Origin of the sequence: Mycobacterium sp. pUA109 (genome assembly GCF_041287095.1) — a bacterium.
Taxonomy (GTDB): domain Bacteria; phylum Actinomycetota; class Actinomycetes; order Mycobacteriales; family Mycobacteriaceae; genus Mycobacterium.
Window position 1 is genome coordinate 65443 of the sequence record NZ_JBGGKS010000016.1, and the last position, 24206, is coordinate 89648.

Sequence of the window (24206 nt, forward strand, 5' to 3'; positions counted from 1 at the left end):
CCGACTACCGGGCCGACAGATGGGCCACCGCGTCGCGCATCCGTTCCGCGGCGGCCCGCAGGGCGCCGACGTCCGGGCCGGCCCGCAGCACCTCCCGCGACACCGCGGGCAACAGCTGCCCGGCGGCCGCCCCGCCCAGGCCGTTCAGCGTGTCGACGCGCCCGCCCTGGGCCCCGATGCCGGGCACCAGCACCGGACCGCCCAGGGCGCTCAGGTCGGGCACGTCGGACAGGGTGGCGCCGACGACGACGCCGACGGACCCGGGGTCGGGACGCGCCGCCCGATTCTTTGCCGCGGCGGCGTCGACAATCGCCTGGGCCACCGACCGCCCGCCGGCGTCGGCGCGCTGCACGCTCGCCCCTTCGGGGTTGGAGGTGGCCGCCAGCACGAACACACCGCGCTGGTTGGCGGCGGCGACATCCAGCAGCGGCTGCAGCGCCCCGAAACCCAGATACGGCGAGGCGGTCACCGCGTCGGCCGACAGCGGCGAGTCGCCGACCCACGCGGCGGCGTAGGCCGCCATCGTCGAGCCGATATCGCCGCGTTTGGCGTCGGCCAGCACCAGCACCCCGGCCGCGCGCAGCGCGGCGATGGTGGATTCCAGCACCGTGTACCCGGCCGCGCCGTAGGACTCGAAGAACGCCACCTGCGGTTTGACGACCGCGAAGTCGGCGTAGGCGGCCACGCAGGTCTCGCAGAACGCGGCCAGGCCGTCGGCGGTGGCCGGCAACCCCCAGGCCTGCAGCAGCTCGGGATGCGGGTCGATGCCCAGGCACAGCGGCCCGCGCCGCGCCGTCGCCGCGGCCAACCGGGCACCGAAGCCGGTCATCCCGCGGTGCCCGCCGAGGCCTCGCCCAATGCGCTGTGCAGTTCTTGCAGTGACCGCACCCCGATATCACCGCGGATCCCGGCCTCGATGCCCTGCACGGCCGCCGCCGCGCCCTGCACCGTCGTCACGCACGGGATGTTCATGCTCACCGCGGCCGACCGGATCTCGTAACCGTCGATCCGCGGACCGGAATTGCCGTAGGGCGTGTTGATCACTAGATCGACAGCGCCGGCCAGTATCGCGTCCACCGCGGAGGCCTCCGGGCGGCCCGGGCTGGGCTCCTCGAACAGTTTGCGCACCTCGTCGCACGGGATACCGTTGCGGCGCAACATTTCCGCGGTTCCCTCGGTGGCCAGTACCCTAAAGCCCAGGTCGGCGAGTCGCTTGACCGGGAAGACCAGGGAGCGCTTGTCGCGGTTGGCCACCGACACGAAGATGGTGCCGCCGGCGGGCAGCGACCCGTAGGCGGCGGTCTGGCTCTTGGCGAACGCGCTCCCGAAGTCGCGGTCGATCCCCATCACCTCGCCGGTGGACTTCATCTCCGGACCCAGCAGCGACTCGATGCTCGAGCCGTCGGCGCGGCGGAACCGGTGAAACGGCAGCACGGCTTCCTTCACCGCGATCGGCGCCCCGGGCACGCCGTGCGCGCCATCCCCGGACGCGGCCAGCAGGCCCTCGTCGCGCAGCTGAGCAATGCTGGCGCCCAGCATGATTCGCGCGCACGCCTTGGCCAGCGGCACCGCGGTGGCCTTGGACACGAACGGCACGGTACGGCTGGCGCGCGGGTTGGCCTCCAGCACGTAGAGCACATCGTCCTTGAGCGCGTACTGCACGTTGAGCAGTCCCACCACGCCCACACCGTGCGCAATGGCCTCGGTGGCTTGGCGCACCTGCTCGATGTTCTGGCGGCCCAGCGTCACCGGCGGCAGCGCGCACGCCGAGTCGCCGGAGTGAATACCGGCTTCTTCGATGTGCTCCATGATGCCGCCGATGTAGACCTCGGTGCCGTCGCAGAGCGCGTCGACGTCGATCTCCAGGGCATCCTCTAAGAACCGGTCCACCAGCACCGGGTGTTCGGGCGACAGTTGGGTGGCCCGGGTGATGTAGCCGCGCAGGGTTTCCTCGTCGTAGACGATCTCCATCCCGCGCCCACCCAGCACATAGGACGGGCGGACCAGCACCGGGTAGCCGATCTCGGCGGCGATGCGGCGGGCCTGGTCGAAGCTGGTGGCGGTGCCGTAGCGGGGGGCCGGCAGCCCAGCGGCGTTCAGCACGTCACCGAACGCGCCGCGGTCCTCCGCCAAATCGATGGCCTCCGGCGGGGTCCCGACGATCGGCACCCCGGCGTCGGCCAGCCGCTGGGCCAGCCCCAGCGGGGTTTGGCCGCCGAGCTGCACGATGACCCCGACCACGCCGGGGCCGCCGATCCCGGACTGCGATTCGGCGTAGAACACCTCCAGCACGTCCTCGAACGTCAGCGGCTCGAAGTACAGCCGGTCGGCGGTGTCGTAGTCGGTGGACACCGTTTCCGGGTTGCAGTTGACCATCACGGTCTCAAAACCGGCCTGGGACAGCGTCGTCGCGGCGTGCACGCAGCTGTAGTCGAACTCGATGCCCTGCCCGATGCGGTTGGGGCCCGACCCCAGGATCAGCACCTTGGGTTTGTCGGTCTGCGGCGCCACCTCCGTCTCGGCGGCGGGGTCAAGTTCGTAGCTGCTGTAGTGGTAGGGCGTTTTCGCTTCGAACTCCGCCGCGCAGGTGTCCACCGTCTTGTACACCGGATGGATGCCCAGCCGTCCCCGCAGCGACCGGACCCCGTCCTCGCCGGCCAGTTCCGGCCGCAGCGCGGCGATCTGGCGATCCGACAGCCCGTGGTATTTGGCGCGCCGCAGCAGGTCTGCGTCCAGGACGGCGGCGTGGTAGAGCTCGGAGCGCAACCTCACCAGCGCGTTGATCTGCTCGACGAACCACGGGTCCACCCCGGAGGCTTCGGCCACCTGTTCGACGGCGGCGCCGAGCCGCAGCGCCAGTTCGATGTCGTAGAGCCGGCCCTTGGTCGGGGTGCGCAGCCGGGTCAACACCTCGTCGGCCCCTCCGTCGGGGTCCGGGCCGGTCCAAAACCCGATGCGGCTGGTCTCCAGCGAGCGCATCACCTTGCCGAGCGCCTCAACAAAGTTGCGCCCCAACGACATCGCCTCACCCACCGACTTCATCGTGGTGGTCAGGGTGGGGTCGGCGCCGACGAACTTCTCGAACGCGAACCGGGGCGCCTTGACCACCACGTAGTCCAGGGTGGGTTCGAAGCAGGCCGGGGTTTCCTTGGTGATGTCGTTGAGGATCTCGTCGAGGGTGTAGCCGATGGCCAGTTTGGCGGCGATCTTGGCGATCGGGAAGCCGGTGGCCTTGGACGCCAGCGCGGACGACCGCGACACCCGCGGGTTCATCTCGATCACGATCAGCCGGCCGTCGGCCGGGTTGACCGCGAACTGGATGTTACAGCCGCCGGTGTCGACGCCGACCTCGCGCAGGATGGCGATGCCCAGGTCGCGCATCTTCTGGTATTCCCGGTCGGTCAACGTCATCGCCGGTGCCACCGTCACCGAGTCGCCGGTGTGCACGCCCATCGGGTCGACGTTCTCGATCGAGCACACCACCACCACGTTGTCGTGGCCGTCGCGCATCAGCTCGAGCTCGTATTCCTTCCAGCCGAAGATCGACTCTTCGATCAGCACATTGGCGCTCGGCGAGGCGGCCAGCCCGGCCCCGGCCATCCGCTCCAGTTCTTCGATGCTGTGCGCCAGCCCCGAGCCCAGCCCGCCCATGGTGAACGACGGCCGCACCACGACCGGCAGTCCCAGCTCGGCGACCGTTTCGGTGACCTCGTCCATGGTGAAACAGACTCGGCTGCGTGCGGATTCACCGCCCACCTTTGCGACGATGTCTTTGAAGCGCTGCCGGTCCTCGCCGCGTTGGATGGCGTCGAAGTCCGCGCCGATCAACTCGACGTTGTAGCGGTCCAGCACCCCGCCCTCGTATAGCGCGACGGCGGTGTTGAGCGCGGTCTGCCCACCCAGGGTGGCCAGCAGCGCGTCGATCTTGTTGCCGCGCTCGGCCTGTTGGGCGATGACCCGCTCCACGAAGTCCCGGGTGATCGGCTCGACGTAGGTGTGGTCGGCGTACTCCGGGTCGGTCATGATGGTGGCCGGGTTGGAGTTGACCAGGGTGACTTGCAGGCCCTCGGCCTTGAGCACCCGGCAGGCCTGGGTGCCCGAGTAGTCGAACTCGCAGGCCTGCCCGATCACGATGGGTCCGGACCCGATGACCAGGACGTGGTTGATATCGGTGCGGCGCGGCATCAGCGCTCCCCTGCCATCAGGTCGATGAACTGGTCGAACAGGTATTCCGCGTCGTGCGGACCGGCCGCGGCCTCCGGATGGTACTGCACCGAGAACGCCCTTCCATCAACGAGTTTGACACCCTCGACGACGCCGTCGTTGGCGCAGGTGTGGCTGACCACGGCCGGCCCGAAGTCGGTGTCGAACCCTTGACCGGCCTCGCCTTCCAGCGCGAACCCGTGGTTCTGCGCGGTCACCGCCACCCGACCGGTGGCGTGGTCGATCACCGGGATGTTGATGCCGCGGTGACCGAACACCATTTTGTAGGTGGACAGCCCCAGCGCCCGGCCCAGGATCTGGTTACCGAAACAGATGCCGAACAGCGGAATCCCGGCGCCCAGCACCTGCCGGGTCACCGCGACGAGGTGATCGGCGGTGGCCGGGTCGCCGGGCCCGTTGGACAAGAACACCCCATCGGGCCGCAGGTCGGTGATCGCCTCGAAGGTCGCCGAGGCCGGCAGCACATGGCTGCGGACCCCGCGGGCCGCGAAGTTGCGGGGGGTGTTGGTTTTGATCCCGAGGTCCAAGGCGGCCACCGTGAACCGGTGCGGGCCGTGCGGGTCCACCACATAGCCGGCCTCGGTGCTGACCTGGCCGGCCAGGTCAGCACCGAGCATCGGCTGCTGGCCGCGCACCCGCTCCAGCAGTTCCTCGGGCTCGGCCAGCGCGTCACCGGAGAACACCCCGGCCTTCATCGATCCGCGGCTGCGCAGATGCCGCACCACCGCGCGGGTGTCGATCTCGGCCACCCCGACGATGTTTTGCCGGATCAGTTCGTCTTCCAGCGTGCCGGTGGCCCGCCAGTTCGAGGCCCGCGGCGACGGGTCGCGCACCGCGTAACCGGCCACCCAGATCTTGTCGCCCCGGCTCTCGGCGTCCTCGTCGTTCCAGCCGGTGTTGCCGATCTGCGGTGCGGTGGCCACCACGATCTGGCGGTGATAGCTGGGGTCGGTGAGGGTCTCCTGGTAGCCGGACATGCCGGTGGAAAACACCGCCTCGCCCAGGGTTTGGCCGATCGCGCCGAACGGCTTGCCGGTGAAGATCCGACCGTCCTCGAGCACCAAGACGGCTTTGGTGGTGGTCATTGCTCCCCCTGTAGCCAGCGGTCGTAGTCGTTGCGGTTGTCGGCGCGAAAGCCGGTGTCGATCTCGCTGCCCGACGGCAGCCGCCACCGGATCACCAGGATCCCCTCGTGGGTCAACGCTTTACCGACGATGCCGCGCTCGGTGCGGACCGCGATGATGGCATCCTGCGGAATCCAGATCGGTCGACCGGCGCTGCGCTGCACCATGATTCCCTCGGGATAGCGGGTCAGCACCGCCTTGGTGCGGTAGCCCAGGTCGCCGACCGCAACCAGATCGTTCCAGCTCGGCACCAGGGTGCAACCCACATACAGGCCGCGGGTGGCCGCCACGGTCGGCGGCCCCACCGTGTCGGGCACCGGCGGCAGCGTGCCGATCACCGCGGCCTGGCGCTGCGCGCGGCGCCGCCAGCCCCGCACCATCAGCTGGATCAGGAAGCCGATCAGCACCACCAGCATGCCGGCGAAGATCAGCGACGCGATCAGGGTTCCCGAATTCATGCCGGGCACTTTCCGTCCCGCGCGGTCACCGTGCCCCGCAACAAGGTGGCGGTCACGCTGGCCGGCAGGCTCATCGACTCATACGGGGTGTTGGCCGACCGGCTGGCCAGCTCGGTGCCCACCACGGTCCAGTCGGCGTCGGGGTCGACCACGGCGAGGTTGGCCGGCTCGCCCACCTCCAGCGGTCGGCCCTGGTCAGGCAGCCCGACGATGGCCGCCGGGTTTTCGCTCATCACCCGGGCCACGTCGCGCCAGGTCAGCAGGCCGGGGCGCACCATGGTGGCCACCACCACCGACAGCGCGGTCTGCAGCCCCAGCATGCCCGGGCGGGCCGCGGAGAACTCGCAGCACTTCTCGTGTTCGGCGTGCGGCGCGTGGTCGGTGGCCACACAGTCGATGGTCCCGTCGGCCAGCGCCTGCCGCAGCGCCTGGGCGTCGGCGGCCTCGCGCAGCGGCGGGTTCACCCGGTTCACCCCGTCGTAGCTGGCCAGTCGGTGGTCGTCCAGCAGCAGGTGGTGCGGGGTGACTTCGGCGGTGATCGAAATACCCTGCCCTTTCGCCCATTTCAGGATCTCGACGGTGCCGGCGGTGGAGGCGTGGCAGATGTGCACCCGGGCGCCGGCGTCGCGGGCCAGCAGGGCGTCGCGGGCGACGATCGACTCCTCGGCGGCCCGCGGCCACCCGGTCAGCCCCAGCTTCGCGGCGTTGGGTCCTTCGTGGGCGACGGCGCCGACGGTCAGCCGCGGCTCCTCGGCGTGCTGGGCGATCAGCACTCCCAGCCCGGTGGCGTACTCCAGCGCGCGGCGCATCACCAGCGGATCGTGCACGCACAGGCCGTCGTCGGAGAACATCCGCACCCCGGCGGCGCCGGCGGCCATCATGCCCATCTCGGTGAGTTCGGTGCCGCCCAGCCCGACGGTGACCGCCCCGACCGGGTGTACATCCACCAGCCCGACCTGTTGGCCACGGTGCCAGACGTGGTCGGTGACCACCGGGGAGTCGGCGACCGGGGTGGTGTTAGCCATCGCGAACACCGCGGTGTAGCCGCCCAGCGCCGCGGCGGCCGAACCGGTTTCGATGTCTTCGGCGTATTCCCGGCCGGGTTCGCGCAGGTGGGTGTGCAGGTCGACGAACCCGGGCAACAGCACCTGCCCGGTGGCGTCGATCACCTCGGCGTCGGCCGGAATACCCAGCCCCACCCCAATCTCAGCGATCTGGCCGTCGTCGACCAGCACGTCGACCGGGTCCCCCTCGCCGTACAAGCGCACCCCGCGAATCAGCGCCGTCACGCCACTTCCTCCCCCGCGGACCCCGCGCCGACCAACAGATGGAACAGCACCGCCATCCGCACGTGCACGCCGTTGGAAACCTGTTGCAGCACCGCCGATTGAGTGGAGTCTGCCACCGAGGAGGTGATCTCCATACCACGCAGCATCGGCCCGGGGTGCAGCACCACGGCGTGGCCGGGCAGCATCGCCTGGCGGCGCTCGGACAGCCCGTAGCGCACCGAATACTCCCGCGCCGACGGGAAGAACCCGCCGGTCATCCGTTCGGCCTGCACCCGCAGCATCAACACCGCGTCGGCGGCGGGCAGTTCGGCGTCGAAGTCGTGGGACACGGTGACCGGCCAGTCCGCCACCCCGACCGGCAGCAGGGTCGGCGGTGCCACCAGCACCACCTCCGCCCCCAGGGTGGCCAACAGCATGACGTTGGAGCGGGCGACCCGGCTGTGCAGGATGTCGCCGACGATGACGACGCGTCGGCCCTCGACACCGCCGAGGCGTTGCCGGATGGTCAGCGCGTCCAGCAGCGCCTGGGTGGGGTGCTCGTGGGTGCCGTCACCGGCGTTGATCACCGCCGGGCCGCCGTCGTCGCGGGCGGTCCAGTCGGCCAGCAGGTGCGCCGCGCCGGACGCCGGGTGCCGGATGACCAGCGCGTCGGCGCCGGCGGCCCGCAGGGTCAGCGCGGTGTCGCGCAACGACTCCCCCTTGCCCACCGAGGATCCCGTCGCGGACACGTTGATGACGTCGGCGCTCATCCACTTGCCGGCCACCTCGAAGGACACCCGGGTGCGGGTGGAGTTCTCGTAGAACATGGTGATCACGGTGCGGCCGCGCAGCGTCGGCAGCTTCTTGACCTCGCGGCCCAGCAGGGCCTGCGCGAACCGGTCGGCGTCGTCGAGGATGGCGGTGGCCTCGTCGCGGCTCAGGTCGCCGGCGGCCAGCAGGTGTCGGGGGGTCATCGCGAGATCACCACCTGATCGCGGTCGTCGTGTTCGCTGAGCAGCACGTGCACGCTCTCCCCGCGCGCGGTCGGCACGTTCTTGCCGACGTAGTCGGCGCGCACCGGCAGTTCACGGTGGCCGCGGTCGACCAGCACCGCCAGCTGCACCGCGCGGGGCCGGCCCAAATCGCGCAGCGCGTCGAGCGCCGAGCGCACCGAGCGTCCGGAGAACAGCACGTCGTCGACCAGGATCACCAGGGCGTCGTCGACGCCGCCGGCCGGAATCGAGGTGGTCTCCAGCGGCCGCGGCGGTTGCCGCATCAGGTCGTCGCGGTACAGGGTGATGTCCAACGCGCCATGCGCGACGTCAACACCGCAGAATTCGTTGATCTTGCCGGCCAGCCGCTGGGCCAGGGTGACCCCGCGGGTCGGGATGCCCAGCAGCACCACCCGTGGGGCGTCGGGGGCGTCGAGTGCGGTCTTTTCGATGATCTGGTGGGCGATACGAGAAATGGTGCGCCCGACGTCGGCCGAGGACATTAATTCCCGGTCCGTGCTGGCATTACCTGCAGCGCCCATGCGCGACCGCAGACCTCCTTCTCCGCCTCACGGGACGGATCGTTAAAGGATGTCGAACTGCCCGGCAGCCTAGCACCTGCCCGCTAGGCTGGCGAAAATGACCGGAATGCCGCTGGACTTCGACGCCCTGTACCGAGGCGAAAGCCCCGGCGAGGGCATCCCGCCGATGACCACACCGCCGTGGGACACCAAAGCGCCCAAGGACAACGTCCTCGGCTGGCACGCCCAGGGCCTGGTGCACGGCACGGTGTTGGACATCGGCTGTGGGCTGGGCGACAACGCGGTCTATCTGGCGCAGCAAGGCTTCGCGGTGACCGGGCTGGACATCTCCCCGACCGCGCTGATCACCGCCGAACGCCGCGCCGCCGACGCCGGGGTCAACGTGCGGTTCGCGGTGGCCGACGCCACCCGGCTGGACGGCTACACCGACGCGTTCGACACCGTCGTGGACAGCGGCATGTTCCACTGCCTCGACGACGACGACAAACGCCGCTACGTCGCCGCGCTGCACCGCGCCACCCGGGCCGACGCCACCTTGCTGCTGTCCTGCTTTTCCGACGCCAACGACCCGCCCGACCCGGACCGGCCACGCCCGATGGTCACCGAGCAGGCCCTGCGCGACATCCTGGACGGCGCGGGCTGGGACATCGCGTCGCTGACCCCGGCCACGGTGTACCGCGAAGGGTGGGGCGGGGAGATGACGTTCTGGTACGTCGTGGCGCGGCGCCGAAGCTGAGGGCGGCGACCCGGCTGCGCCCGGCTCCGCCGCGTTTGCGCTCGCCGCTAACCTGAGCGGGTGAATCTCGACCGCAATCAGGCCTCGATCCGCGAGGCCTGCGACGCCGGGCTGCTGGCCGGCGCGGTGACCCTGGTCTGGCAGGGCGGGAAGGTGCTGCAGGTCAACGAGATCGGCTACCGCGACGTCGACGCCGGGCTGCCGATGCAGCGCGACACGCTGTTTCGGATTGCGTCGATGACCAAACCGGTCACCGTGGCGGCGGCGATGACCCTGGTCGACGAGGGCAAGCTGGCGCTGCGCGACCCGATCACCGGCTGGCTGCCCGAGTTCGCCGACATGACCGTGCTGGCCGACCCGTGCGGTCCGCTGGACAAGACCCGCCCGGCGCGGCAGCCGATCACGGTCGAGGACCTGATGACCCACCGCAGCGGCCTGGCCTACGGGTTCACCGTGGACGGGCCGATCGCCAGGGCGTATCAGCGGCTGCCGTTCGGGCAGGGACCCGACGCCTGGGCGGCCGCGCTCGCCGGGCTGCCGCTGGTGCATCAGCCCGGGGAGCGGGTGACCTACAGCCACGGCATCGACGTGCTGGGGGTGCTGCTGTCGCGGATCGAGCGCAAACCCTTCTACCAGGTGCTCGACGAACGGATCCTGGCTCCGCTGGGCATGGCCGACACCGGGTTCTTCGTCTCGGCGGCCGCCCGCCGCCGCGCGGCGACCATGTACAGCCTCGGTGAGGACAACACGCTGCGCCACGACGTGATGGGTCCGCCGCACATCGCGCCGCCCACCTTCCCCAACGCCGGCGGCGGGCTGTGGTCGACGATCGACGACTATCTGGCGTTTGCCCGGATGCTGTTGGCCGACGGCGTGTTCGACGGCACCCGGGTGCTGTCCAGCGACGCGGCGCGGGCGATGCGCACCGACCGGCTGACCGCCGAGCAGAAGCGGCACCCGTTTTTGGGCGCCCCGTTCTGGGTGGGCCGCGGGTTCGGGTTGAACTTGTCGGTGGTGACCGATCCGGCCGCGTCGCGGCCGCTGTACGGGCCGGGCGGGGCCGGGACGTTCAGTTGGCCCGGCGCGTATGGCACCTGGTGGCAAGCCGATCCCAGCGCGGAGCTGATCCTGTTGTACCTGATCCAAAACCATCCGACCCTGTCGACCGAGTCCGCCGCGGCCGTCGCCGGTAACACCTCGATCGCCAAACTGCAGACCGCGCAGCCGAAGTTCGTGCACCGCACCTACCGCGCGCTGGATCTCTAGCGCGAGCTTTCCGCGGCGCCGAGATCGCTTTCCGCGGCGCCGAGATCGACGTCAGCGCGCGAAACTTCGAGAACACGTCACGCTAGCGTCGATCTCGGCACGGCTAAGGCGGGCTAAGGTGGGCTAAGGTCAGCAAAGCCGCGCGGCGGCGCTCACAGCATGGCGATCGGTGAGACTTTCACCCCGACCTCCAGCGCGCCGGCGAGTTCCCGTGCCACGTCGTAGTCGAAAACCACGTGCCCGCAGATGATGTCGACGTCGCGTTTGATCCGCTGCAGCGGGTTGTCCAGGAAATGGGCGCTGGCCCCGGACGCCTCGAGCAGATCGCCGATCACCGCGCGCGATTCGTGCACGATGTGCGCGGCGGCGACCCGCGCGTTCGCCCGGGCCGCCCGGTGCACCCGCTCACCGTTGGCCACCGTCGCCTGGATGGCGTCGACGGTGTCGTCGAGCAGTCCTCGCAGCGCGCGCAGCCGCACCCGCGCGTCCCCCAGCCGGATCTGCGCGGCGGGCTGATCCTTTTGCGCCGCACCCGAATAGGCCAGCACCCGGTTGCCGAGTCGGTGCGCGTACAGGTCGGCGGCCCGTTCGGCCGAGCCCAGTGCGGGCATCGCGGCCACCAGCGCCAGCGCCGGCACCATCGGCCAGCGGTAGGGGGCGGCGTCGTGCAGGGCGGCACCGGGGGTGGTGCCGCCGTAGATGTCGACGACGTTGGTCAGCCGGTGCGCGGGCACCCACACATCGTCGACGACAACGTCGTTGGAGCCGGTGGCCCGCATCCCGGCGGTGTGCCACACATCCTCGATCCGGATATCGGCGGCCGGCAGCAACACCAGCGCCGGATAGGGCGCCTCGTCGGGCCCGCAAATGGCCCCCACCAGCACCCAATCGGCGTCGGCCACCCCGGTCGCCCAGGACCACCGGCCGCTGAGCCGGATTCCGCCGTCGGCCGGCAGCCCGCGCCCGGTCGGGGCCAGCGGCGCCGGGCACAGCACCGGCCCGGCCGCGAACACCTCGTCTTGCACCTGCTCACAAAACAGGGCCAGCATCCAGTTGTGCAGGGTGTAAAAACCCAGCGTCCACGCGCTCGACGCGCAGCCGTGCGCCATCCGCCGGATCGGGTCGAGGATCGCCGGGAACTCCGCCTGCCGGCCGCCGTAGCGCGCGGGCAGCAGCAGGCTGGCCAGACCCGAGGCCCGGTAGTCCTCGATGGTGGCCTGCGGCAACCGCCGCAGCCGCTCGGCCTCGCCGGCCCGATCGGCCAGCCGGGCAATGAATTCCTCGGTGACTCCGGGCACCAGCCCGGGCGGTGTCGTCATATCAGGACCGTACCATACCTTTTGGTATGGAAAGCGGACGTGGTTAAGCGCTGGTCGTGCGCGGGATTTCGGCGCCGGGCAGCTCAGTGCCGCAGCATCACATCCAGGAATTGTTCACGGCGCCCGACGGCACGCGGGCTGGGCCGCGAACCTGCCAGGTGCAAGAAGCCGATACCGGCCGCGAAGGTGGCGTTGGCCCGCATGTCGGCGTCGTCGGCGTCGAACCCGTCGTCGAGGAACACCTGCCGCACCGCCTCGAGCACCCGCCGATCCGAGGCGCGCACTGCCGCGGCGATAGCGTCCTCCGACCGCGCCCATTCGCGCATCGCGCGCTCCAGCATCCAGTGCCGGGGGCCGACCAACGAGGTCATCATCCGGGACAGCCGCTCGCGCGGCGGCAGCGTCGCCAGCTCGGCGAAATCGCCGCGGTCCTCGTCGCGCACCGCGGCGAAGGTGTCCGCCAGCGCGCGACGATAGGCCTTCATATCGCTGAAATGCCAGTAAAAGCTGCCCTTGGTGACGCCCAGTTTGCGACACAGCCGGTCGATGGTGAGGGCTTTGACACCCTCCTCGGCCAGGATGCGGAAGCCGGTCTGCACCCAGTCCTCCACGGAAAGCCGGGAATTGGCTGAGGTCGAGGTCGTCATGATCCATAAGTTTAGTTACGGCGCCCGGTTCGCGCTGCTTTTCCCCGCGACCAGACGCAAAAGCCCGTCAACGCGTTCGTGACGGTGCGGTCTCATACGCTCTGAGCCGCCTATCGCGTATGACATTGCACGGTCGGCGCAATTTAATCGACCGACGCCAGCGCGTGCCGCGCGTAGGCGCGCACGTCGGCGTCCACGTCCTTGAGGGCCAGGCCCAACGCGTCGCGTGCGGCGACCTCGGACGCGGCCCATCGGGTCAGCCCCAGCACCGCGGCCTTGCGGACGTCGAGGTGCTCATCGTCGAGTGCCCGCGACAGCAGCGGCAGCGCGAACTCGGCCGGGGCGCCGGCCAACGCCCGGGTCGCACCCACCCGCACCTGCCACGCCGACGCGCCCAAGTCCCGGGTTACCCCGGCGAAATCCTCGCCGCCGCAGCCGAGTTCACCCAACGCCGCCAAGCCCGCCGCCCGCACCAACGGGTCGAGGTCGCCGACCAGACCGCGCACGGTGTCGACGCCGGCGCGCAGCGTGGCCAACGCGTTGGCCACCGCGATCCGCACCTCGCGGTTGTCGTCGCCGGCGGCCGCGGCCACCCCGGCCGCGTCGTCGACCGACACCAACGCGCGCACCGCCTCGATGCGCACCCGGTGGTCGAGGTCGGTCAACGCCCGACGGTACTCGGTCGCCGCGCCCACCCGGCGGGCGGCCAGCAGATACACCGCCGCGGCCCGGACCACCGGGTCCGCCGAGCCCAGATGGGCGCGGGCGGCTTCGGGTTGGCCCACCACTTCGACGAGTTCGCGGGCGCCGTCGGCGGCCGCGCGGCGCACCGCGACATCCGCGTCGGCCAGCGCGTCCAGCAGCGCGGCTGCGTACCCGTCGGGGGTGTGTTCGGTCAGCGTGGCGACCGCGGTGCGCCGCACCCCCGGATCGGGGTCTCGCAGATAGCCCGCCAATTCCGCCAGCGTCGGCTCTTCCAGCGCGAGCACTTCGGCGATCCGCGGCGACGGTGGATGGCCGGCGGCGCCCGGCGTGATCCGGGACCGCGCGGTCGCCGGCGCCTGCCCGCCTAGCAGCGGCGGCTCGGCCACCGGATGCACCGACTGGTCTGTCGGCGGCAGCGCATCCAGTCCGGGCACCGCCACGAAATACGGTGCCACCGGGCGTTTCAGGAATTCCATGGCGCCATCGGCGCGCTTGCGCACGTTGAGGTGATATCCCCACTGCGCATCGTCGCGGCCGGGCAGGTCGGCGCGCTCATGGTAGAGGCCCCACCGGGATTCGGTGCGGGTCAGCGACGAGCGGGCGGCCAGTTCGGCGCAGTCCCGGATGAACGACACCTCGGCCGCGCGCATCAACTCGTGCGGGGTGCGCGCCCCCATCTCGGTGATCTCACCACGCATCCGCTCGAACGTGTGCACCGCCAGCGACAGCTTGGCGGCCGTCTTCGGGGGCGCCACATAGTCGTTGACGAACCGGCGCAGCTTGTATTCCACCTGCGGCTGCGGCGGGCCGTCGGGGTGGCGCAGCGGGCGGTAGATCAGTTCGTGCGCCTCGACCAACTGATCGGTCGGCAGCTGCTGCGGCGCCGCCACCTCGGGCAGCGTCGACGCGGCGTGCGCCCCGGCCAAGTCGCCGAACACGAAGGCGCCGATCATGTAGTTGTGCGGCACGCACGCCAGGTCCCCGGCGGCGTAGAGACCGGGCACCGTGGTGCGGGCGTTTTCGTCGACCCACACCCCGGAGGCGGAATGCCCGGAGCACAACCCGATTTCGGAGATGTGCATCTCGACGTCGTGGGTGCGGTAGTCGTGGCCGCGGTTGGCGTGGAAGGTGCCCCGGGTGGGGCGCTCGGTGGTGTGCAGGATGTTCTCCAGCGCGGTGAGCGTCTCGTTGGGCAGATGCGACACCTTGAGGTAGATCGGCCCGCGTGCGGACTCGATCTCGTTTTTGACCTCGGCCATCATCTGTCCGGACCAGTAGTCGGAGTCGACGAACCGCTCCCCCAACGCGTTCACCTGGTATCCGCCAAACGGGTTGGCGACATAGGCGCAGGCCGGGCCGTTGTAGTCCTTGATCAGCGGGTTGACCTGGAAGCATTCGATCCCGGACAGCTCCGCGCCGGCGTGATACGCCATCGAGTATCCGTCGCCGGCGTTGGTCGGGTTCTCGTAGGTGCCGTACAGGTAGCCCGACGCCGGCAGCCCCAGCCGCCCGCACGCCCCGGTGGCCAGGATCACCGCTTTGGCGCCGACGGCGACGAATTCGCCGGTGCGGGTGTGTAATGCGGCCGCGCCCACCGCCCGACCGTCCTCGACCAGCACCTGCACCGGCATCAGCCGGTTTTCGATGCGGATCTTTTCCCGCATCGATTTTTGCCGCAGCACCCGGTACAGCGCTTTTTTGACGTCTTTGCCTTCCGGCATCGGCAGCACATAGGAGCCGGAGCGGTGCACCCGGCGCACCGCGTATTCGCCGTGTTCGTCCTTTTCGAACTTCACCCCGTAACGCTCGAGGCGCTGCACCATCGCAAAGCCGCGGGTGGCGGTCTGGTAGATGGTGCGCTGGTTGACGATTCCGTCGTTGGCGCGGGTGATCTCGGCGACGTAGTCTTCGGGTTCGGCTTTGCCCGGGATGACGGCGTTGTTGACGCCGTCCATCCCCATCGCCAACGCACCGGAGTGCCGAACGTGCGCCTTTTCCAGCAGCAGCACCTGGGCGCCGTGTTCGGCGGCGGTGAGCGCGGCCATGGTGCCGGCGGTGCCGCCGCCGATCACCAGCACATCGCAGTCCAGCCGCAGCGGCTGGGTGGGGTCGGGGATTTCGATCATGCTGCCACCGAATGTTGTAGCGCTGCCACGATATCCGTGTGCAGCTCGGGATAGGTTGCTCCGCTGCGCGGCTGCGGCACGTCGACCAGGGCCCGCAGCGGCTGACCGGCCCGGCCCAGCACCGCCACCCGGTCGCCCAGTGCGAGCGCTTCGTCGACGTCGTGGGTGACGAACACGATGGTGGTGGGGTGCGCCTGCCAGGTGTCGATCAGCAGCCGCTGCATGGCCGCCCGGGTTTGGGTGTCCAGCGCGCCGAACGGCTCGTCCATCATCACCGCCCGCGGGGCCCCGGCCAGGCCGCGGGCCAGCTGGACGCGTTGCCGCATCCCGCCGGACAGGCTTTTGGGCAGGTAGTTGCCGAACCCGGTCAAGCCGACTTCGGTGATCCAGCGCTCGGCGGCCGTCCGCCGGTCGACGCGCGGCACCCCGCGCAACCGCAATGCCAACTCGATGTTGGACCGCACCGTCCGCCACGGCAGCAGCGCGTTGTCCTGGAACACCACGCCGCGATCTCCGGAGGTGGTGGTGACGGCGGTGCCGTCGGCCAGCACCCGCCCGGCGTCGGGGCGCAGCAGCCCGGCCAACGCGCGCAGCACGGTGGACTTGCCGCAACCGGAGGGCCCGGTGAGCACCAAGATTTCGCCGGGCCGCACCGCCAGGCTCAACTCGTCGATCACCGGCGCCCCGGTGTAGGACAGCCGGACCCGGTCCAGCTCGAGGCTCATGCCCGTGCTCATCGGGTGGTCTCCGCGCCGCGGGGCAGCCACCGGGTGACCCGCCGTCCGATCAGTTCCACGGCGGCCGCGGTCGCGAAGCCGAGCACCCCGATGGTGATGATGCCGACGAACACGTCGGGATAGGCCAGCACCGTGTAAGCCTGCCAGGTGCGGTAGCCCACCCCCAGCCGCCCGGAGATCATCTCCGCGGAGATGACGCAGATCCACGCCACCCCCATGCCCACCGACAGGCCGCCGAAGACCCCGGGCAGGATGCCCGGAAACACCACCTGGCGCAGCACCTCCCAGCGTCCCCCGCCCAAGGTGCGCACCGAGTCCTCCCAGATCGTCGGCAGGGCGCGCACCGCGTGCCGGGTGCTGACCAGGATCGGGAAGTAGGCCGCCAGGAAGGTGATGAACACGATCCCGGCCTCGTCGGTCGGGAACAGCAGGATCGCCACCGGGACCACGGCAATGGCCGGGATGGGCCGCAGCAGTTCGGTGAGCGGGCCGAGCACGTCGGCGGCCACCCGGGAGCGGCCCAGGAGGATCCCGGTCGCCACCCCGGCGACCGCGGCCACACCGAAGCCGGTGAGGATCCGGATCAGCGACTGGCCCAGATCCAGCCAGTAGTCGTGGGTGCCCAACCGGCGCAGCAGGGTGGCGGCGATCTCGCCGACGGTGGGCAAGGTGTCGAACCGCAGCCAAAAACGCACGTGCCCGGCGGTCAGGAGTTGCCACAGCCCGATCGCGACGGCCACCGACGCCAGCCGCAGCAGCCGCGACCGCCACACCGCCGGCACCCGCCGCGCTGCGACGCCCACCGGTTCGGCCGGTGCCGCAACCGGATTGCGCACCTGGACCGCGGTCATGCCGCCCCCGCCACGGCCTGCGGGTAGTCCACGGTGAGGCTGCCGGGATGCGCGTCCAGGTAGCGTCGCGCCCCGGCCGGGGTGCTGAACGGGCGGTAGTCGGCGCCGTCGCGCACCCAGACCGATTTGTCGGCGAACCAGCGGGTGCCCAGTTCGGCGTCGGGCACGTAGGCGGCGCGCACCGTGGCGCCGCGGGCGGTCGCCTCGCGGACGGCCTTGAGCAGGCAGCCGGGGCTGGCGGCGGGTTGGGTAGTGTCGGCGCCGGCCAGCCACAATTCACTGGCCTGGGCGGGGTCGGTGATGGCGGTGTGGCACACCGGGTCGGTGCCGCCCAACACCGACGGGTTGGCGGTGGCGGCGACCGCGGCATCGTAGTCCAGGCCGCGGGCCCGGTACGCCGCGCGCAGCGGCCCGTCGTGCACGAACTCGCCAACGTCCAGGTCGGCGAAGTCACCGATCGACTTCAGGTAGGGCACATCGTTTTTCAGCGCGTCCACCAGCGACGGTTTCACGGTGGTGTCAAACGAGGTGCCGCCCGGCCCGTTGTAGAGGTAGACCACCTCTTGGGGCAGGCCGCTGCCCTCGGCGACCAGGCGCGCGGCCTCCAGCGGCTTGTGGTTGAGGAAGTCGGTGGCGTCGAGTTGGGCCTGCAGGAACGCGCCGAGCACCTCCGGGTGGTCGTGGGCATACGCGCGGCGCACCACCACACCGTGCAGGGTCGGGTAGTTCAGCTCGGCACCGTCATACAGCAGCTTGGCCTTGCCCTGGTAGACCAGCAGACCGGGCCAGGCGACGAATTGCGACAGCCCCTGCACCTGGCCGGATTCCAACGCCGAGGCCCCGACCTGGGGTTGCTGGTTGAGCACCTCGACTCCGGCGCGGGTGTGCGCCAGGGCGCGTACCAAGGTGCCGTGCCCGGCCGACCCGACGCTGGCCGACACCTTCGCGCCGGCCAGGTCGGTCAGCACCGCCGCCGACGAATTGGGCGCCACCACCACCATGTTCAGCGCGCCCTTGGGGTTGTAGCCGGTCACCGAGACGATCTCGGTGCGGGCCCGCGGGTTGGCCTGGGTTTTGGAGCCGTTGATCAGCATCGGGTAGTCGCCCATCGAGCCGATATCGATCTTCTCGGCGACCATCTGCGCGGTGATCGGTGCACCGGTGTCGTAGTCCTGCCACACCACCCGGTATTTGGTGCCGGTGCGGGTGGTGATATCGGCGAGCCGATGCTCCAGGTAGCCCTGGGCGCGCAGCAGGGTACCGGCGGTCACCGCGTTGATGGTCTTGGACTGGTAGCCCACCACCACCTCGACCGCGTCACCGGCCGACGAGGAGTCCAGCGAGCAACCGGCCGCGGCGACGGTTGCCGCGACGGCCACCGCCGCCAGCCCGATCACGGGTCTGTTCATGAAATATCCTGAGGATTAACGAGTTCAGCGAAGGAGATAGGGCATGTTGACGGTGACCGCGCCGGTGGGACACCGCGCGGCGCAGGGCCCGCAGTACCAACACTCGTCGACGTGCATGAAGGCCTTGCCGGAGTCGGGGTTGATCGCCAGCGAGTCCAGCGGGCAGATCTCGACGCACAGCGTGCAGCCCTCGATGCACAGCGACTCGTCGATCGTCACTGGGACGTCGGCGCGATTGTTGACCAGGGTCATGTGCTGCTCCTTGTCAGGCTGCCGCGCATGGTGATTCGGTCACCGCGCATCCGGATGTATTCGAGGTCGACGGGCCTGCCGTCGTCGAGGCTGGTGAGCCGCTCCAGCATCAGCAGCGCCGCCCCGTCGGGCAGCTGCAGGGTGGCCGCCGTGTGCGGGTCGGCCGGGATCGCTTCCAGCGCCAGGCTCGCCGAGCCCAGCGGTTGCCCGCTGACCCGCTCGATCAGCGGGAACACATCCTCGGATTCCAGCGCATGCCCCAGCACCTCGGCGCCGATGTCGGGCACCAGGTAGGTCAGATCCAGGCTCAGCGGCAGGTCACCGAGGTAGCGCAGCCGCTCAATGAACACCACCTGTTCGCCGGGTTGCAGGCGCAGTCGGCGGGCCACCGACGGCGGGGCGGCCACCGGCGTGGCGGCCCGCACCTCGTTGCGCACCTCGCCGTGGCCTTTGAAGGTTTCCTTGAGCCCGAGCAATGCGTCCAGGCCGTGGTCGAGTTTGTGTTGCGCGACATGCGTGCCCACCTTGGGGCCGCGGTCGATCAACCCTTCGGTTTTGAGGACCGCCAGCGCCTCACGAATGGTATTCCGGGAAACGAAGAATTCCGTGGCCAAGTCCTGCTCGGCGGGCAGCCCGTCGTCGTAGGCGCCGGCATGGATTTGGTGGCGCAGCACGTCGGCCACCTGCCGGGCCCGGTCCGCGCGGGGCCGCCGGAGCGGCAGCGGTACGGCGTGGGCCTGGGGCATGCCGCCACGCTATCGGCGCAGCACGGCCGCCCGTGCTGCGCCGATAGGCCCGCTGCGACCGGTCGACGCATTGCGCCGCCCCCGGCCTACCGGCTTCCTGCAGAAAGGGGCCGCCGGGTCGGTATTGCGCCGCCATGCGGCCGGTGGACCGGTTAACAATCGCGGTGAGTGAAATCCAGGGCTTCGCGGGCGGCGGCCGCGGCGGGGTGGGTGTAGCCGGCCCCGAACAGCGCGACGTGGGCGAGCAGCGGGAACAGCTGATGCAGGCCGATTCGGTCGCGCCAGCCGCGGCGCAGCGGATGGACCTGCTGATAGCCGTCGAGCACCGCCTCCAGGTGCGGGCAGCCGAACAGCGCCAGCATGGCCAGGTCGGTTTCGCGGTGGCCGCCGTGGGCGGCCGGATCGATCAGTACCACCCCGTCGGGGGTCCACATCACGTTGCCGCTCCACAGGTCGCCGTGCAGCCGGGCGGGCGCGTCCTCGTCGTCGTAGTCACCGGAGCGGCATCGGGCCGCCACCGCGGTGAGCGCCCGCCGGGTCGCGGCGTCGAGGTGGGCCGCGGCGTGTTCGGCCATCGGCGTCAACCGCTGGTCGGCGTAGAACTCCCCCCAGCTTCGGTGGACGGTGGTCGGCATCGGCGGCGCCTGATCCAGCGGCCCGAAAAAGCCCGGACCCTGCCAGTGCGCGGGCGGCGCGCCGAACCCGGGTGCGCCGGCGTCGTGGGTGACGGCCAACCGCTGACCGAAGTCTCGCGCCGCGTCGCGGTCGGACGGGACCGACCGCAACCGGCGCAGCGTCAAGCTAGTGTCGTCGTGGGCGAGCACCTCGGCGCACGGCACACCGCCGGCGACCGCCGAAAGCCAGTGCAGCCCCGCGGCTTCCCAAGCGAACAGGCCGGGCGGGGCCGCCGCGTTGCGCTTGACGAAGGAGGACGTCATCTCCTTAGCGCAGCAGGCCACGGGAGAGCTCCGCGAGCAGGTCCGGGCGCCGCGACAGCATGTCCAGGTCGACGTCGTGGTCGCCCATCACCCCGGCCTGATAGCGCTGATACACCCCGTCGGCGATGCAGCCCAGTCGCCACAGCGCAAACGCCTGGTAGTAGCCGATATCGGAGACGTCTCGCCCGGTGGCCGTGTGATAGTGGGCGATCACCTGATCGACGGGCCAAAAGCCGTGTTCGGGTTCCGGCGCCCAGCCGATCACTTCCCGCGAGGTCCACACCGCGGCCAACCAACCCAGGTCGGCGAGCACGTCGCCGATCGCGCACAGCTCCCAATCCAGCACCGCCCGCGCGGTGCCGTCGGTGCCCAGGATCATGTTGCCGGGGCGAAAGTCGCCGTGCACCAGGCCGGTCCACCGCTCCGGCGGCGGGTTGCGGGCCAGCAGCCCGTGCACCTCGCGCAGCAGCGTGTTGGCGCTGCCCGAGGCGTCGAGCTGTTTGATCCAGCGGCGCAGCTGGCGGTCCAGGTAGCCGCCGGGCCGGCGCAGGTCATCGAATTCGGCGGTGCCGCAATCGACACGGTGGATCGCCGCGAGGCTCTCCACGATATTGCCGCAGGCCTGCGCCCGGGCCGGCAGCGGAATCCGTTCGGCGGTTGCGTCGCTGTCCAGGACCACGCCGTCGACGTAGCTCATCACGTAGAAGTCGGCGCCGGTGACGTCGTGGTCGCTGCTGCGCCCGATCATGACGGGCAGCGGGATCCCGGTGTGCTGCAACCGGGATTGGATGGCCCACTCGCGCAGCACGTTGTGCGCCGAGGGCAGCACGTTTCCGGTCGGCGGCCGGCGCAGCACCCAGCGGTTCCCGGCGTCGTCGATAACGATGTAGGTCAGGTTGGACCGGCCACCGGGCACCGGGTCGAACGTCAGCGGCGGGCACACCCCGCCGACATACCGGGTGAACCAGTCCGTCACGCGCGCGGCGTTGATGCCGGCGGGCTGCCCGGTCGCCGTTGACGCTGCGTTCACTGCGCCGACGTGCGGGTAGGGGCCGTGGTGGCCGCAGAGTCAATCGTGCGCGCATACCGGGCCAGGGCGGCGTCGGTGAACACCGACAGCCCCAGATCCGGGTTGTAGCCGTGGATTTCCTTGACGTCGAGCTCGGCGAGGAAATACAGGATCCCCTTGGAGATCACCTGACCGGGCACCAACACCGGGAAACCGGGCGGATAGGGCACCACAAACGTCGTCGATACCAGGGTCCTGCCGTCGGCGACGTAGCGGCCCGCCTCACCGAGCAGCACATGCTCGCGGTCGGCCTCGTCGTAGCCGGCGTAGAACGCGGCCCGCATGTCACCGAACGCCGTGGCGCCGGGCGGGCGGAACGCGGCGTCGAACTCGCTGAAGTCCGGCAGCGGCGGCAGATCCGTGGTGATCTCGTCGACCCGGCGCTGCTGCAGGGCGCGGTCGGCGGGGCTGGCCGCACCCTCGACCCGGTCCAGGTCGGTGGCCACCCGGCGCAGCACGTCGAGCAGGTAGTGCACGCTCGACCAGGTCACGCCGATGGTGAAGATCAGCAACACACTGTTGATCGAGGTCTTGTTGATCTGAATCCCGAACCGCTCCATGAGGATTTTTTCGCGGAAGTCGTAGCCGTTCATCCCGGTCTTGCCGATGAACAGGCTGACCCGGGTGGGATCGAGCACAAACTCGTCGGACCGCCACGCCTCGTTCCACTCCGCCAGGGCGCCTTGGCGCACCTGCCGATACGAGCTGACCGCCGAGGCCCGGAACTCGTCGGGCACCAGATCGGCTTCGTCGAGGATGCGGAACCACTTGCTGATCAGCCGGTCTTTGCGGACCCGGTGCCGAAACACCAACGCCATGTCGTAGACGCCGCGGACCAGCTGGAAGCCCTCGATGTCGACCTGGCGACGGGCCAGGTCCAGCGACGCCAACAGTTGCTGGTTGGGCGAGGTGGAGGTGTGGGTCAAAAACGCCTCCACGAACTGCTCGCGGCACAGCGCATTGAAATCCTGGTCGCGGACATGGATCATCGACGCCTGCCGCAGCGCCGACAGCGACTTGTGGGTGGAATGCGTGGCGTACACCCGGATCCGGGCGCGCTGCGGGTCGGGCAGCAGGCGGTGGTGGCGCCACTGGGCGCGCTCGACTCCCTCCATCGACGCCGCCCAACGCCGGTACTCCTCGGCGTAGTCGGGCGAGGCCAGCTTGGTCTCCAGCCGCTCGGCGGCCACCATCGCGGTGCGCTGCCGCGCCCACGGCACCGCGGTGGCAAACGCATACCACGCCTCGTCCCACAAAAAGCAGATGTCCGGCTTGATCGCCAGCACCTCTTCCATCACCCGCTGCGGGTTGTAGACAACGCCGTCGAAGGTGCAGTTGGTCAGCAACAGCATCCGGACCCGGTCCAGCTGCCCGGCGGCCTCCAGGTCCAGCAGCGCCTTTTTGATGGTGTCCAACGACACCGCGCCGTAGATCGCGAACTGCTCCAACGGGTAGGCGTCCAGATACATCGGGTAGGCCCCGGCCAACACCAGCCCGTAGTGGTGCGATTTGTGGCAGTTGCGGTCGATCAGCACGATGTCGCCGGGTCGGGTCAGCGCCTGCACGACGATCTTGTTGGCGGTGGAGGTGCCATTGGTGACGAAATAGCTGTGCTGGGAGTGCCAGGTGCGGGCGGCTTTGTCCATCGCCGCCCGGATGGTGCCGTGCGGGTCCAGCAGCGAGTCCAGCCCGCCGGAGGTCGACGACGTCTCGGCCATGAAGATGTTGCGGCCGTAGAACTCCCCCATGTCCTGCAGCGACCGGGAGTTGAAGATGCTGGCGCCGCGCGCGACCGGCAGCGCGTGGAATTGGCCCACCGGCGCGGCGGCGTAAGTCCGCAGCGCGTCGAAAAACGGTGTGTCGTACCGGCGCCGGATGCCGGCCAGCACGGTGGAATGCAGGTCGGTGACATCGTTGAGCCGGTAGAAGGTGCGGTCATAGACGTCGGGTCCGCCCTCGGTCTCGGCGGCGATCGATTCGTCGGTGAGCAGATACAAGTCGATGTGGGGGCGCAGCACCCGGATCCACTCGCCGCATTCCACCCAGTCGTGGCTGCAGTCGGCGGCCACCGCGTCGTCGTTGGCGCCCAGCAGCGTGTTCATCAGCGGCACCCGGTCGCGGGACCGCAACGGCAGGTCGTGGCGGATGATCGCCGCCTGGATCTCGCCGTTGAGCGCCACCGCGGTGATGGCGTCCTCGACGCTGGCCACCACCAACAGCTCGAACTGCACGTCATCGGACGGGTCGCGCAGCGCCCGCAGGTTCTCGGCCAGGCTTTCCGGCGCGCCCGGCGGCGAGTCGTCGGCCAGCAGCACGGTGTAGAACTGCTGCTGTTTGGCTTTGGCCACCAGTTCCTGTGCGGCCAGCGGCGCGGCGGTGTCGAACAGCGCTGCCCGGTCCCCGTATTCGGACAGCAGGCGCACCGCCAGCGACACCCGGGAACTCAGCGACACGGTGGCCAGCGTGTTCAGGTACCGGCGGTAGGTGGCCAGTTTGGCCGCGCCGGGAAACAGCCAGTACCGCTCGTAGGCGCCCAGCCGGTCCAGCAGCCTCTTGACTCGGGCGGCGTAGTGGGTGGTGTCCTGCCCGGCCCGGTCGACCTCGGTGAGTTGACGGCACGCGTCGTCCAGCAGATTCCAGGTGTCGATGCGCGAGTACGACGGGTTGGCCACCGCGGCCAGCGCCGAAACGCGAAGTCGTCGTGGGCCCCCGTCGTCTCGATACATGTCGTCACCTACCGCTTCCGGATTGTCCACCCGCCGATGTTACGTCCAGGCGCCGGCGGCAGGCCGAGGTT

Annotated in this window: 20 protein-coding genes; 2 read left to right on the top strand and 18 right to left on the bottom strand. The window is 70.1% G+C overall.

Going from position 1 to position 24206, the window contains the following annotated elements; translation table 11 throughout:
* Positions 1 to 4 precede the first annotated feature (4 nt).
* From pyrF to pyrR, 7 genes are read right to left on the bottom strand one after another with little or no spacing between them, the layout of a single operon-like run.
* Positions 5 to 829, bottom strand: coding sequence for an orotidine-5'-phosphate decarboxylase (pyrF, locus tag ACAG26_RS18595; RefSeq protein WP_370484544.1), 825 nt, complete (start codon positions 827 to 829; stop codon positions 5 to 7).
* Complete coding sequence (carB, locus tag ACAG26_RS18600) at positions 826 to 4185, bottom strand: carbamoyl-phosphate synthase large subunit (protein WP_370484545.1); 3360 nt, start codon at positions 4183 to 4185, stop codon at positions 826 to 828. The genes pyrF and carB overlap by 4 nt, the downstream gene beginning before the upstream one ends.
* Positions 4185 to 5309, bottom strand: coding sequence for a glutamine-hydrolyzing carbamoyl-phosphate synthase small subunit (gene carA / locus ACAG26_RS18605; protein WP_370484546.1), 1125 nt, complete (start codon positions 5307 to 5309; stop codon positions 4185 to 4187). Before carA ends, carB begins: the two co-directional genes overlap by 1 nt.
* On the bottom strand, positions 5306 to 5806 hold the full coding sequence (locus tag ACAG26_RS18610) for a transporter (RefSeq protein WP_370484547.1): 501 nt from the start codon (positions 5804 to 5806) through the stop codon (positions 5306 to 5308). Before ACAG26_RS18610 ends, carA begins: the two co-directional genes overlap by 4 nt.
* Positions 5803 to 7095 carry a dihydroorotase gene (locus tag ACAG26_RS18615; RefSeq protein ID WP_370484548.1) on the bottom strand — a complete coding sequence of 431 codons (1293 nt, stop codon included), beginning with the start codon at positions 7093 to 7095 and terminating at the stop codon, positions 5803 to 5805. Before ACAG26_RS18615 ends, ACAG26_RS18610 begins: the two co-directional genes overlap by 4 nt.
* A complete protein-coding gene (locus tag ACAG26_RS18620; RefSeq protein ID WP_370484549.1) occupies positions 7092 to 8048 on the bottom strand; it encodes an aspartate carbamoyltransferase catalytic subunit in 957 nt (318 codons plus the stop codon). The genes ACAG26_RS18615 and ACAG26_RS18620 overlap by 4 nt, the downstream gene beginning before the upstream one ends.
* On the bottom strand, positions 8045 to 8608 hold the full coding sequence (pyrR, locus tag ACAG26_RS18625; RefSeq protein ID WP_370484550.1) for a bifunctional pyr operon transcriptional regulator/uracil phosphoribosyltransferase PyrR: 564 nt from the start codon (positions 8606 to 8608) through the stop codon (positions 8045 to 8047). The genes ACAG26_RS18620 and pyrR overlap by 4 nt, the downstream gene beginning before the upstream one ends.
* A gap of 106 nt (positions 8609 to 8714) precedes the next feature.
* Here pyrR and ACAG26_RS18630 point away from each other — a divergent pair, with 106 nt between their 5' ends.
* Both ACAG26_RS18630 and ACAG26_RS18635 read left to right on the top strand, forming a co-directional pair.
* A complete protein-coding gene (locus ACAG26_RS18630; RefSeq protein WP_370484623.1) occupies positions 8715 to 9344 on the top strand; it encodes a class I SAM-dependent methyltransferase in 630 nt (209 codons plus the stop codon).
* Positions 9345 to 9404: 60 nt separating this feature from the next.
* Positions 9405 to 10610 (top strand): serine hydrolase domain-containing protein, encoded by a 1206-nt coding sequence (locus ACAG26_RS18635; protein ID WP_370484551.1) that lies wholly within the window; start codon positions 9405 to 9407, stop codon positions 10608 to 10610.
* A gap of 152 nt (positions 10611 to 10762) precedes the next feature.
* Here ACAG26_RS18635 and ACAG26_RS18640 read toward each other — a convergent pair whose 3' ends face one another.
* From ACAG26_RS18640 to ACAG26_RS18690, 11 genes are all read right to left on the bottom strand, one after another.
* The gene (locus ACAG26_RS18640; RefSeq protein ID WP_370484552.1) at positions 10763 to 11929 is read right to left on the bottom strand and encodes an acyl-CoA dehydrogenase; all 1167 of its coding nucleotides are present in this window, start codon (positions 11927 to 11929) and stop codon (positions 10763 to 10765) included.
* 83 nt (positions 11930 to 12012) lie between these two features.
* The gene (locus ACAG26_RS18645; protein WP_370484553.1) at positions 12013 to 12576 is read right to left on the bottom strand and encodes a TetR/AcrR family transcriptional regulator; all 564 of its coding nucleotides are present in this window, start codon (positions 12574 to 12576) and stop codon (positions 12013 to 12015) included.
* 143 nt (positions 12577 to 12719) lie between these two features.
* A complete protein-coding gene (locus ACAG26_RS18650) occupies positions 12720 to 15407 on the bottom strand; it encodes a fumarate reductase/succinate dehydrogenase flavoprotein subunit (protein ID WP_370484554.1) in 2688 nt (895 codons plus the stop codon).
* The gene (locus ACAG26_RS18655) at positions 15404 to 16144 is read right to left on the bottom strand and encodes an ABC transporter ATP-binding protein (RefSeq protein WP_370484555.1); all 741 of its coding nucleotides are present in this window, start codon (positions 16142 to 16144) and stop codon (positions 15404 to 15406) included. Before ACAG26_RS18655 ends, ACAG26_RS18650 begins: the two co-directional genes overlap by 4 nt.
* Positions 16141 to 16995 (bottom strand): ABC transporter permease, encoded by an 855-nt coding sequence (locus ACAG26_RS18660; RefSeq protein WP_370484556.1) that lies wholly within the window; start codon positions 16993 to 16995, stop codon positions 16141 to 16143. The genes ACAG26_RS18655 and ACAG26_RS18660 overlap by 4 nt, the downstream gene beginning before the upstream one ends.
* On the bottom strand, positions 16992 to 18404 hold the full coding sequence (locus tag ACAG26_RS18665; protein WP_370484557.1) for an ABC transporter substrate-binding protein: 1413 nt from the start codon (positions 18402 to 18404) through the stop codon (positions 16992 to 16994). The genes ACAG26_RS18660 and ACAG26_RS18665 overlap by 4 nt, the downstream gene beginning before the upstream one ends.
* Before the next feature lie 24 nt (positions 18405 to 18428).
* The gene (locus tag ACAG26_RS18670; RefSeq protein ID WP_370484558.1) at positions 18429 to 18656 is read right to left on the bottom strand and encodes a ferredoxin family protein; all 228 of its coding nucleotides are present in this window, start codon (positions 18654 to 18656) and stop codon (positions 18429 to 18431) included.
* Positions 18653 to 19402, bottom strand: coding sequence for a GntR family transcriptional regulator (locus ACAG26_RS18675; RefSeq protein ID WP_370484559.1), 750 nt, complete (start codon positions 19400 to 19402; stop codon positions 18653 to 18655). Before ACAG26_RS18675 ends, ACAG26_RS18670 begins: the two co-directional genes overlap by 4 nt.
* A gap of 152 nt (positions 19403 to 19554) precedes the next feature.
* The gene (locus tag ACAG26_RS18680; RefSeq protein WP_370484560.1) at positions 19555 to 20340 is read right to left on the bottom strand and encodes a fructosamine kinase family protein; all 786 of its coding nucleotides are present in this window, start codon (positions 20338 to 20340) and stop codon (positions 19555 to 19557) included.
* A 4-nt stretch (positions 20341 to 20344) separates the two neighbouring features.
* Positions 20345 to 21316 (bottom strand): phosphotransferase family protein, encoded by a 972-nt coding sequence (locus tag ACAG26_RS18685; RefSeq protein WP_370484561.1) that lies wholly within the window; start codon positions 21314 to 21316, stop codon positions 20345 to 20347.
* Between the two features lie 50 nt (positions 21317 to 21366).
* Positions 21367 to 24135, bottom strand: coding sequence for an aminotransferase class I/II-fold pyridoxal phosphate-dependent enzyme (locus ACAG26_RS18690; protein WP_370484624.1), 2769 nt, complete (start codon positions 24133 to 24135; stop codon positions 21367 to 21369).
* Between the last annotated feature and the right edge of the window lie 71 nt (positions 24136 to 24206).

What these genes read in the sequence shown, in the direction of transcription:
- carA (WP_370484546.1), bottom strand. Translation starts at nt 5,309, where the DNA reads ATGACCACCACCAAAGCCGTCTTGGTGCTCGAGGACGGTCGGATCTTC.
- pyrF (WP_370484544.1), bottom strand. Translation starts at nt 829, where the DNA reads ATGACCGGCTTCGGTGCCCGGTTGGCCGCGGCGACGGCGCGGCGCGGG.
- ACAG26_RS18650 (WP_370484554.1), bottom strand. Translation starts at nt 15,407, where the DNA reads ATGATCGAAATCCCCGACCCCACCCAGCCGCTGCGGCTGGACTGCGAT.
- ACAG26_RS18665 (WP_370484557.1), bottom strand. Translation starts at nt 18,404, where the DNA reads ATGAACAGACCCGTGATCGGGCTGGCGGCGGTGGCCGTCGCGGCAACC.
- ACAG26_RS18660 (WP_370484556.1), bottom strand. Translation starts at nt 16,995, where the DNA reads ATGACCGCGGTCCAGGTGCGCAATCCGGTTGCGGCACCGGCCGAACCG.
- ACAG26_RS18640 (WP_370484552.1), bottom strand. Translation starts at nt 11,929, where the DNA reads ATGACGACACCGCCCGGGCTGGTGCCCGGAGTCACCGAGGAATTCATT.
- ACAG26_RS18630 (WP_370484623.1), top strand. Translation starts at nt 8,715, where the DNA reads ATGCCGCTGGACTTCGACGCCCTGTACCGAGGCGAAAGCCCCGGCGAG.
- ACAG26_RS18610 (WP_370484547.1), bottom strand. Translation starts at nt 5,806, where the DNA reads ATGAATTCGGGAACCCTGATCGCGTCGCTGATCTTCGCCGGCATGCTG.
- ACAG26_RS18670 (WP_370484558.1), bottom strand. Translation starts at nt 18,656, where the DNA reads ATGACCCTGGTCAACAATCGCGCCGACGTCCCAGTGACGATCGACGAG.
- ACAG26_RS18655 (WP_370484555.1), bottom strand. Translation starts at nt 16,144, where the DNA reads ATGAGCACGGGCATGAGCCTCGAGCTGGACCGGGTCCGGCTGTCCTAC.
- carB (WP_370484545.1), bottom strand. Translation starts at nt 4,185, where the DNA reads ATGCCGCGCCGCACCGATATCAACCACGTCCTGGTCATCGGGTCCGGA.
- ACAG26_RS18620 (WP_370484549.1), bottom strand. Translation starts at nt 8,048, where the DNA reads ATGACCCCCCGACACCTGCTGGCCGCCGGCGACCTGAGCCGCGACGAG.
- ACAG26_RS18675 (WP_370484559.1), bottom strand. Translation starts at nt 19,402, where the DNA reads ATGCCCCAGGCCCACGCCGTACCGCTGCCGCTCCGGCGGCCCCGCGCG.
- pyrR (WP_370484550.1), bottom strand. Translation starts at nt 8,608, where the DNA reads ATGGGCGCTGCAGGTAATGCCAGCACGGACCGGGAATTAATGTCCTCG.
- ACAG26_RS18690 (WP_370484624.1), bottom strand. Translation starts at nt 24,135, where the DNA reads ATGTATCGAGACGACGGGGGCCCACGACGACTTCGCGTTTCGGCGCTG.
- ACAG26_RS18680 (WP_370484560.1), bottom strand. Translation starts at nt 20,340, where the DNA reads ATGACGTCCTCCTTCGTCAAGCGCAACGCGGCGGCCCCGCCCGGCCTG.
- ACAG26_RS18645 (WP_370484553.1), bottom strand. Translation starts at nt 12,576, where the DNA reads ATGACGACCTCGACCTCAGCCAATTCCCGGCTTTCCGTGGAGGACTGG.